General features: G+C 58.0%; 10 protein-coding genes and 2 pseudogenes. 7 read left to right on the forward strand and 5 right to left on the reverse strand.

Annotated elements, in window-relative coordinates:
• Positions 1 to 215 precede the first annotated feature (215 nt).
• Positions 216 to 560, reverse strand: a complete 345-nt coding sequence (locus AC1D0I_RS31700; RefSeq protein WP_477400074.1) for a low affinity iron permease family protein — start codon at positions 558 to 560, stop codon at positions 216 to 218.
• Here AC1D0I_RS31700 and AC1D0I_RS31705 point away from each other — a divergent pair.
• Positions 559 to 921: a hypothetical protein gene (locus AC1D0I_RS31705; protein WP_477344726.1), complete on the forward strand. Its 363-nt coding sequence runs from the start codon at positions 559 to 561 to the stop codon at positions 919 to 921. The genes AC1D0I_RS31700 and AC1D0I_RS31705 overlap by 2 nt on opposite strands.
• Before the next feature lie 229 nt (positions 922 to 1,150).
• Positions 1,151 to 1,450 (forward strand): DUF1236 domain-containing protein, encoded by a 300-nt coding sequence (locus tag AC1D0I_RS31710; RefSeq protein WP_477344724.1) that lies wholly within the window; start codon positions 1,151 to 1,153, stop codon positions 1,448 to 1,450.
• 64 nt (positions 1,451 to 1,514) lie between these two features.
• On the opposite strand, the gene AC1D0I_RS31715 is transcribed toward AC1D0I_RS31710, so the two are convergent.
• The gene (locus AC1D0I_RS31715; protein WP_477400075.1) at positions 1,515 to 2,255 is read right to left on the reverse strand and encodes an ATP-dependent DNA ligase; all 741 of its coding nucleotides are present in this window, start codon (positions 2,253 to 2,255) and stop codon (positions 1,515 to 1,517) included.
• Positions 2,243 to 2,494: a DNA ligase-like domain-containing protein gene (locus AC1D0I_RS31720; RefSeq protein WP_477344722.1), complete on the reverse strand. Its 252-nt coding sequence runs from the start codon at positions 2,492 to 2,494 to the stop codon at positions 2,243 to 2,245. The genes AC1D0I_RS31715 and AC1D0I_RS31720 overlap by 13 nt, the downstream gene beginning before the upstream one ends.
• A gap of 1,295 nt (positions 2,495 to 3,789) precedes the next feature.
• Between AC1D0I_RS31720 and AC1D0I_RS31725 the strand changes: the two genes are divergently transcribed.
• Positions 3,790 to 4,077, forward strand: coding sequence for a hypothetical protein (locus AC1D0I_RS31725; RefSeq protein WP_477344720.1), 288 nt, complete (start codon positions 3,790 to 3,792; stop codon positions 4,075 to 4,077).
• 350 nt (positions 4,078 to 4,427) lie between these two features.
• Here AC1D0I_RS31725 and AC1D0I_RS31730 read toward each other — a convergent pair whose 3' ends face one another.
• Positions 4,428 to 4,592: a hypothetical protein gene (locus AC1D0I_RS31730; protein WP_477344964.1), complete on the reverse strand. Its 165-nt coding sequence runs from the start codon at positions 4,590 to 4,592 to the stop codon at positions 4,428 to 4,430.
• 971 nt (positions 4,593 to 5,563) lie between these two features.
• On the opposite strand from AC1D0I_RS31730, the gene AC1D0I_RS31735 reads away from it, so the two are divergent.
• The gene (locus AC1D0I_RS31735) at positions 5,564 to 5,800 is read left to right on the forward strand and encodes a hypothetical protein (protein WP_477344718.1); all 237 of its coding nucleotides are present in this window, start codon (positions 5,564 to 5,566) and stop codon (positions 5,798 to 5,800) included.
• Between the two features lie 768 nt (positions 5,801 to 6,568).
• Here AC1D0I_RS31735 and AC1D0I_RS31740 read toward each other — a convergent pair.
• A complete protein-coding gene (locus AC1D0I_RS31740) occupies positions 6,569 to 6,778 on the reverse strand; it encodes a KGG domain-containing protein (protein WP_477344717.1) in 210 nt (69 codons plus the stop codon).
• A gap of 667 nt (positions 6,779 to 7,445) precedes the next feature.
• On the opposite strand from AC1D0I_RS31740, the gene AC1D0I_RS31745 reads away from it, so the two are divergent.
• The 3 genes and pseudogenes from AC1D0I_RS31745 (at position 7,446) to AC1D0I_RS31755 (ending at position 9,024) form a co-directional block, all read left to right on the forward strand.
• Positions 7,446 to 8,060, forward strand: a complete 615-nt coding sequence (locus tag AC1D0I_RS31745) for a hypothetical protein (protein WP_477344715.1) — start codon at positions 7,446 to 7,448, stop codon at positions 8,058 to 8,060.
• Between the two features lie 191 nt (positions 8,061 to 8,251).
• A pseudogene (locus AC1D0I_RS31750) lies at positions 8,252 to 8,565 on the forward strand (plasmid stabilization protein).
• A 52-nt stretch (positions 8,566 to 8,617) separates the two neighbouring features.
• Positions 8,618 to 9,024 (forward strand): annotated as a pseudogene (locus AC1D0I_RS31755) (PPC domain-containing DNA-binding protein).
• Positions 9,025 to 9,111: the final 87 nt, after the last annotated feature.

A 9,111-nucleotide genomic window follows, 5' to 3' on the forward strand; every position in this document is an offset into this window, starting at 1 on the left:
TGGCGGTGTTTCTTCGTGCCCAAGGGCACGAGTTCAATCGAGGAAGGCCGCTAGAAGCTCGTCAGGTGCACCGTTGGTGGTCACTGCCCAGCCCAAGAGGAATGGCCGGTACGGTGGGATGCTTTTAGGGCGGCCGCACCGGCCACTGCGGGATCAGTCTTCTTTGGATTGTCCCCCGCACTGCCCAAGTTATAGGCACATAAGCGAAGGCTCAACTAAGACTGAAGTCCCAGCGGCCGGGCCGCTTCCTCTTCGAGTTTCGTAAGCTTTGCACGGATCTCTTCCGGGTCAGCATGCTCCAACCCGACAACGTCGTTTCTATTGTCGTCAAGGGCAATGATGATCTCATCGAGTTTGGCGTGGATGGYGGCGGTATCGCGATGGCCCTGTATGAGGACAACACCGGTGATCACGATGGCCGCAACCGACAGCGCATAGGTAACCGCATTTGTCAGCCCGAAAGGCACAAGCGCAGTGCAAAGCACCATGGCCATGAGCATCACATAGAAACCCGGGGGCCGGGAAAGAAAGTCGGCCGCGACGAACAGGATGCGGTTCATGCTAACTGTCCCCGTTCCCGACTTGCCAAGCCTCGAGATCGCGCCGGCAGGCTGCCATATTGTCCATCATAGCCTGGCCAAGGCGAAGACAGCGATCAGCGCGGTGACCGCCACGCAGAAAGGCACTGCCAGGAGCATGCCCGCCTCCAAAAACCGAGTCTCTTTGTCGCTTAGCATTACGTTCGCCTCATACGAATCGTTGAAGTTAGAGGATTCGCAGGCGTCCTGGCAGACGCGAGCGAACCCTATCAGCGCAGGAAGGGACGTAGCTGCGCCGATCTTGCAAATGTCAGCCAAGAATTATTCCGACCACGAGAAAGGTGACGGCCGCGCCGAATATCGGCGCAACCAGCGCGCTTGACTGACACTTCTATCCAACTGATTTCTCCCAACTTTTCCGAATAACATCCGTGAACGCAGGCTGTTCCAAGCAACGTTGTCGGTAAGACCATTGCGTTTCGCGACCGGACTTAAGCCCCGTCCCGCACTCGACCGAAGCCCCGCCAAGGAACGTTTAGGGACGCGCAAAGTTCGGTTTGTGGGCCGGCTTAGATGATGTTGTCGTGCGCCGGCCGAACGAGGAGAAAATCATGAGAATGCATCTTACCGGCGCCGCTGCGGCGTTTGTGCTCCTGGCAGGTATCGGCGCTGCTGCCGCCGAGGACGTTATCATCACGCCTGAGCAGGATACGGTCATCCATGAGTATGTGAAGAAGCAGCCCTTGGCATCGGTGAAGATTCCCGGCGTCGAACTCAATATCGGCACAGCCCTGCCCGATACGGTCGAGCTTCGTGAAGTCCCCAACGTCAAATAYCGCTATGTCGTTGTCGACAACCGGACGGTTCTTGTAGACCCGGGCACCCGGAAGATTGTCAAGGTCTACAACTGACGCAACCTGTACGGCTAAGGCCCGTCGCCACATAGGCGACGGGCTAATACTATACCGCGCTTGCTCATTCTTCCCGGAAATCCTGCAGCGAAGCGTGCCGCAGCCGCTCCTCGCCTTTCAGGAACTTGACGCGGCCCACAAGGCCAGGCTTGAGCCATTCAGCGTTTTTCTTCCCTAGGGCTACAGCCGCAGGAGCACCCACCTTGCCCTGCACGCGGTCCCAAAGCCGCTGGCGCCTGTCATGCTTGAAGGTGACAACGGCCCCGCCGACATAGCGACCCTTGTCCGCCATGAGCACCATGGCTGGCTTGCCCCTTTCGCGCTGCACGCCGATGATGTTCATCTCCTTTTCGTCATAGCACTTGATCTTGCGCCAGTTCATTGTCGGCCCGCTGCGATAGACGCTATCCCTGCGCTTCGAAACCATGCCCTCAAGGCCGGCCCGGTCGACGAGTTGATAGACCGCGTCGCCGGTGCCCGGCATGGCTTCGCTGAATTGAATGCGGCTGGCGTCCGGAATCATCTCCTGCAGGATCTCGCGGCGGTCCTTCACCGGCACGTCGCGCAGGTCGTGCCCGTTGATGTACAGAAGATCGAACGCCACCAGGTAAAGCTCCAGTGAAGGCCGACGCTTGGTGACGGCCGATTGCAGAGCATGGAAATCGGACAGGCCCGCCTCATTGATCATGATGGTTTCACCATCGAGGATGAAGTTTTCAGCGTCGATCGAAGCCGCTTCCTCAGCAAGGTATCGGTATCGGGAGGTCCAGTCGTAGCCGTTCTTCGTCCAGCCTACTTGCGGCAGACCAAGTTTCCGTCGAACACGGTTTGTATATTTCGATCATCGGCGGCTGCCATTTCTGCCACACCGAAGGATACCGTGAAGAAGAGCCGGATGCCGTCTTCGTCCTTTATGACTTGGGTGCGGTAGCCGTCGAACTTGATTTCGTGACTCCAGTCGTCGCCCTCCGGCGGTCCGTCAACCAGCTCGGGCTCCATCGGCTTGATGAACGACAACCGGACCCCACCGGCACCCTTACGCATCGGAACTCCCCGCAACTCGAATTTGATTCAATAGCGGAGTAGCCGTTTCCGTTCCATTAGCGGTCGGTGAAATGATGTTGGAACCTTCCTCTCAATCCGCTGTTGTCGACAAGAGGTCCCTCGGGCGGGAGATGGTCGTTTGCGCAACCTGACAGCAGAACAGACGCGAGCAGCACGGGGGCTATTAAACTGGTCCCGGGTGCGGCTTGGTGCCAAGTCCAACCTTAGCGAAGACACGATCCGCGAGTTTGAGATCGGCCGCAGAATCCCCGGTCCGGGCAGCCTCACCCGCATACGACAAGCATTGGAGGCAGCCGGTGTTGTCTTTACCTGTGGAGCGCCGTCGCTAACCAATCTCGCTGAAGGTGAGGCTGGTGTAATCGGCTCCAATAAGATGTAGCTGCAGTTTGCCCCCCGAAAGCTGTCGAACAACTTTCGTACCCGCGTCACAGGTGCGGACGCAAAACGAGGCGAAAAACAAACCGTTCCGCCCAAAAAAACCTGCCGCGCCTCGCTTTGTGGGAGAACGATGCGGATATTGCATAAGTCTCGGCTTATAGGCAAGATCGGCTGGTATACGGCAAACTCGCCGGGCGAAGACCCAACTTACCTGAAGCCCGGCAAGCCTACACCTGATCAGATTACGAAGGACTTTGCCGGAAGCTTTTCAGCCGCATCGATCACTGGCCAGAAACGCTTCGACCAATCGTGCCCATTCTTGGTGAATGCGCGGCCGCCGGCCCAATCGAGGATGATCTGCCTGCGGAAGCCGTCATAATTGATTTCGTGCAGCCAGTCATCGCCGCGGCGCCTCCTCTGGAACAGGATTCGGTTTGATGAGCCTCAACCACTCGGCGTCGGAACGCATTGCACTCAGACTCCCCATCACTCGCGAATTAAATAAGATTCAGCTAAAATAATTCCGGAACTTTCACCGTGGCCGGATGTTCGATCTGAGAGGGCAAAGGGAGGAGGCGTACCGATGAACTTGCAAAGCCGACTTCAAAGCTTCCTGGCGGAACTTTCGGCCTCATGGTTAAGGCGTCGGGCGCTTGGCGGCGTGCTTCGGAAAAGCATGTTGATGCCGGTTATCACCGACAATCGTCGTTTGCAGAAAGTGATAATAGGGTTACGTCACAATGTGAGAAGCACAGCTAGAGATGACTAAGGTTGTTCCCATCTTGGACTACCGATCGTGGGCCACCGGCAGGGGGCTCTGGCGCGTTCTGTGGCCAACAAATTGGACATGCGTGTGCGCTTATCGGCTGCGCACTTTCGAAAGGAACTAACCCGTTATGCTCGCAGGGGATATTGCGGAACGGCGGCTGAAAATTCTGGTGGAGCAGTACGTCGAAACAAGGAAGAAGAACCACGATTTCGTGTCTACTGAGCTTGCCAGCAAAGCGATCCGCCAACTTATTTCCCCACCGATCGGGGAGGATGCCCTTGATAACCTGATTGCGAAATGCGCCGTCGAGCATGGGCTTAGTGTTCGTTTTGATCGTAAGGAAATCGGCCAAAAAATCGGGGATTCCCAGATTCTCTATTTCGATCTAGAACAAAGGCACGGAAACGACCTTTGACGCCCTTTCCAAAGCCCTCAGTTCTCCAGATTGATCTTGTATAGCTCTTGGTCTCGCGTCGGAGATTGATGGCGAGCTCGAACGGGTCGATGCCGTGAGAGCGCCACCAGTCGAGTTCATCGCCGCGGGCGTGCTGCGCGTCGTGCTCTGCGGGTCAATGGAACCGTCCAGCAGTCGGAAGCCCTTCTGCCCGCACTTGCCCTGTCCGCGCCTTCGCGCCCTCGGGTAAGCCGACGTCGCTGGTACCATCCGCAGCCGACGGCGGCGCCAGAGCAAGCCCCAGCGATCTCTAAAAGGGCCACGCCAGCGCCAGCACGACGCCAGCGGCAAGGCTGAAGGCGAGTCAGGCATTATCGACCATAGACCGACCCACAGCGTGACAGCGCGGGCTGGCCGCTCGGCGACATCTTCGCCGGGTCATCGAGCGCGGACGTCCCGGTGCTGCTGCCGGCAAGTGCAGCATCAGTCATCATCGCATGCGCCACCGCGCCTATTGTGAGCATCTTCAGGTTCATGGAAATTTCTCCCAATTAGGGCTGCCACGGCGGCAGCTTGTTGCATCAACTTCCTCCTCGGAAAAAGTTTCTCCGCTTAACGAAAAGCCCGAAATGGGAACGGGCGGGCAGGTTCTGGAGTGCGCTGAGATCAACCAGCATAGCAGGTCGGTTGCGTCCGGCGTTCACCGGCATGTTACCTGGCTAGCATATCTCACAGGCTCACCGCGTGCTAAGCGGACCATAAGGACGCGGTGCGGCTCGAACGGGAGATGAGGGCATCACTCGGACGCGCTAGGCTCAGGCAGGGCTACCGCGTCCGAACTCGCTTGATTCCTTTTGGATGACATCGCGGATCAGCCGCCGCGCAACACGTGCCAGGTCGTCAGATCGTCGCAAAAAGGTCAAGGGGAACGTTTCAGCCATATTGAATGTTTGAGTGCTTATGGACAGCAGCAACCTACTCGCAGCAGATCAATTAAGAGCAGCATGATCCCTACTGAACTGGTCGCGAGTCCGACTTGCCGCAAAAGCCAATCTTGGCGAAATGACGATCAGCGATTCGAGAACGGCGTTAGGAAACAGCGTCCCCACAACATCGCGGCCATGCGCCAAGCGTTTGAAGGACGCCGGAATTGTCTTCACCGTCGAAGGCACTCCATCGCTCGCCCGCTGTGAAGGTGACAGCGGTCTCGCTACCGACGAATAGAATGTGGTGCCGCCGGCAGAAAGGCATAAGGGGGAAAAGCCGCCAACCCTCTCTTTGGCTGTGCTGTGTTCTTGTGGGCCCACGATGGCGGCGAGCCTCGTAGGCGCTGCCGATCTTCTCTTCGACCTCATGCCTTCACGGACACGGCGTTCCAGCCTTTGCCGGGCCGTTCGGTTAATTCGCGATCGCGCATCAAACCCCTCCAGCCTGCTCCGATCTAGCGATCTCTGATGGATGGACTCAATCCCCGAATGGAAGCATTCTCCCAAGGGGGAGAGAGGGCGTGGGCAAGGTCTACCGTCACCCTGGCAATCGGTCTAACCAGTGGCGCAAGCACACTGGTGCGAAGCGCTATCGCTGCCGCAGCCTCGGCCTGCCGATGCGGCTCGTTTTCGTGAATCTGCCCCCATCCATCATAGGAGCCGCAGCAATTTTTCTCTCTATCTTATTCATTTCATTATCTTTTTTCACATTGAGTCCGTCCGATGCCCGGTTGGAAAGATTGAGCAATTTGGCCTGACACACCCGCCCAAACGTAGCCCAATGTACGATTATTCCGTCCTAACGGAAGGCCACCCGGCTATATCTAAGTTCCCATTGCACACATAGTGCACACGAAAGCGGTTGGTCTAGGACCACTCCGTAACAGCCAGCGACGCTAAACAAAGCTGAAGCTAGATTGCCGACTGGGCCGAGATAGGCGACAAAGCGGATAGGCACAGGACCGCCCTCCCCTTTGTATACGGGACATCGCCAGCTGGAAGGCGCTGGACCTATGGAGCGAGCGTCTTGAGGCGACGTACGTCCTCAGCGGCTGGGCCAACAGACGTCGTGATTTTGGGCGTGGCACCGGCGTTTTGAAGACGATTGCCCTAGGGGCAAGCGCAGTCATGATTGGCCGCCCTATGTCTACGGATGGCGCCGAGAGGGCATAGCCCATTGTGTCAACCTGCTTCGCCGGGACTCGAGGTGGTAATGGCGCTTACCGGCCGGGCGCGCATCGRCGAGATCGGTCGGTAATCTGGTGAAGCCCGGACGCTAGGCTCGTGGGTGTCGAGATCGGGCCAAGGAAACGAGCAGTAGATCGCTGGAGATATCTGGTCTCCAGGCGTCGGTACGCTTCCAAGGCGTATGCAGTCGGATCCCGTTCAGCTAGTGCCGCGGGAGTGGCTAAAGACGAATGCCTATCGTTTCGATTCCGAACAGTGCAAAGCTCTGGCTCTATGCCGATACGGCCCGCCACACGCCGACGGGCCGTATTTCATTTGTCTCTCTTAGAAGTAGAAAATCAGGACTTTCCGCCCTTGCGGCCCGCCTCCGAAGCACGCTCGGGGTCGTTGGCAAAGTTTCCGCTGCCGCCGCGATTTTCGCCGCCCTGCTGCTTGGTCTTGCCTTCCTGCGCTTCCTGCTGCTTGTCGCCGCCCTTGCTGTTATTGTCGCCCTGGTTCTTCCGACCCTGCTGACCCGAATTTTCGCGGCTACCACCCTGATTAGGCATGAGACTTTCCTCCGTCGTTAGCGTTGCGAGATCGCTTGGATCTCAGAAAAGCAACGAGCCGCCTGACAGGCCGTTCCAGTTGAAATATTAAGTGAACCGGCGGGAAGATCGCCAACGCCCAGTTGCTGCGAAAGCGGACCGACCAAGTTTTGTCACTGCAGTTGGTCGGCTTACTCGCCCGGTAAATACGCATCGCCATCGTAGTGAAGCCCCGCCGCCAGCCGCTCCTGTTAATGGGCGTTTTCATCAGCGGCAATCGCCCTGCTCCCTCATCGGCGCATGACCCGGCCTGCAAAAACCTGTGCCATCTCGAGTAAGCAGACCGGCTGTGCCGCCCGCGAAGGGCTCCCTTAATTCGTTTGGCCGACAGGTGTTCAGTCGAAGCATGGAGCGGTGTCGTGGCCACACAGTCATTTGGTGCACAAGAGGCGCCCTCGGCCTGGCCCAATGTGGGAGATGCTTTTGAGGCCTGGGCTGCAGCCTTCCGGCTCGTGTTCGAGCGGTTTGTTCTTTAGGCTCCTACTATCATCGCGACAAGAATTTCGGCCAGCCTAGGCGCTAGCTCTATCTCAATGTAGCGCCAACGGCCAAATTGAGGAACCGGAAAGCGGAAGCCAAGTTAAATTAGGCTCGTCCGAGATCGAAGGTTGGTCGGAAAACGTCCAGTATGAGCACCTCTCTTTCATTAATTGCCGAGTGGCCGCTACTGCCATCAATGACGATTGGCTCGTCAGTGCGTGCCAAGGGAATCGAACGCGAAATAAGGGCTCGTCTGCCGTGGCCGGTGAGGAAGTTTATCAAGGCTGAAACTGGGCGCATTGCATTGCGTATGCCCGAGACCGAGGCAAATGAGTTCAAGGCAGCCTCGGCGAAGATCTTCAAGACGCTAGAGGGGATCGAAAATCTGCCCGTGCTTCCCCGCGAGGCAGAGGATGTCCTCACGATCTCTTCGCGCGAGCGGCACAAGTGGCTCAAAGACGGACGACTGCAGAGCATCGGCACGCGCACGGTGAAGGTGCGCGGACGATCAAAGGCCGTGACTTTCCACGTCTTCGACCCCCGGTACATCGAGGACCTCCTCGATCGTGACCAGGCGGTCGTCTGGCGGGAGCAGGATGCGCGAGAGATCGCCGACAACAGACGGCGCGGGGCCGCCAAGGCTGCATTGACGCGCGTGAGCAAAGGCAAAGCGGCACTTGCGAAGGAAGGGCGCCGAGCAAATACGCCGCAGCCAAACTTGGACGGCTGGGACACGTTTGAGGCTGAGGGGCTCCTGCGATAGGCCGGCCGTAGCCAGCAGCGGTCGGTAACCGGTCTCGATCTTCTGACGGCAGGCCTGATGAAGAGAGACCGCCGGCCCCAAAAAACGCAACGGTAGCCGAGTGTCAGGCATGTCACTGGCTTATTCGAGTGTCAGTTGGAACTCCCGCGCCGGCTTTTCGTTCAGACCCTATCCCAATAGGAGATACGGCCATGCCGCGCGGCGACAAATCGAAATACACCGACAAGCAGGAACGCAAGGCCGATCATATTGCCGAGGGTTATGAAAAGCGTTCTCCGAGCACGAAGCTGAACGAAGGGCATGGGCGACCGTCAATAAGGACGATGGTGGCGGCAAGAAAGAAGGCGGCTCCGGCCGCGGCAAACACACAGGTCAGCCAGCGACCCACAAGGGCGGCGAAAGTGGCGGTAGTGCATGAGCTTCAAGGTCAGCCGCTAGCCGATCGGAGTCTGCAAAGAAGGGTGCAGCTACCCGCAAACGGAATGCCGAAAATCGAGTTCATTGACCTTGGACGAAGAGCGCTCAGGCCGGCCAGGCCATCACGATGGGAAACAAGCATGAAATCTCAGCTCGTCAACAAGGCCAGCGGACAAAGGACTTTCGTCCTGGTGCTCGATCCTGGCGAAGAAGCGTTTGCAGCGCTCACTGCCTTCGCGGTCAACCAGCAGATCGGCAGTGCCTCTTTGAGCGCGCGCTTTCGAACGAGGGACCGTGGGCTGGTTTGATCTGAACGCAAATACCTAACGCAAAATCCCGATTGATGAACAATGCGAGGTCCTGAGCGCGATAGGCAACATTGCGCTTGGCGAAGATGGCAAGCCCAGCCTTCATGTCCACGCGGTGTTTGGTTTGAGCGACGGCAGCATGCGGGGCGGCCATCTGCTAGAAGGCATCGTTCGCCCGACACTCGCGGCGCAGCAAACGTCCGGACCTCGGTGTCGCTTTGATTGATCTGGACGGCTGACGACCAAGGCCGGCAGCTCGATCCCGCGTGAATCTGGACGCTTGCCGGTCCAAGCCTATGCCGGCTCCAGAGGGCTGATTGCAATAG

The organism is Mesorhizobium sp. P2_D1, assembly GCF_056404455.1.

Coding starts and splice junctions, on each gene's coding strand:
- AC1D0I_RS31705 (WP_477344726.1), top strand. CDS start 559: ATGCTAACTGTCCCCGTTCCCGACTTGCCAAGCCTCGAGATCGCGCCG.
- AC1D0I_RS31720 (WP_477344722.1), bottom strand. CDS start 2,494: ATGCGTAAGGGTGCCGGTGGGGTCCGGTTGTCGTTCATCAAGCCGATG.
- AC1D0I_RS31725 (WP_477344720.1), top strand. CDS start 3,790: ATGCTCGCAGGGGATATTGCGGAACGGCGGCTGAAAATTCTGGTGGAG.
- AC1D0I_RS31730 (WP_477344964.1), bottom strand. CDS start 4,592: ATGAACCTGAAGATGCTCACAATAGGCGCGGTGGCGCATGCGATGATG.
- AC1D0I_RS31740 (WP_477344717.1), bottom strand. CDS start 6,778: ATGCCTAATCAGGGTGGTAGCCGCGAAAATTCGGGTCAGCAGGGTCGG.
- AC1D0I_RS31745 (WP_477344715.1), top strand. CDS start 7,446: ATGAGCACCTCTCTTTCATTAATTGCCGAGTGGCCGCTACTGCCATCA.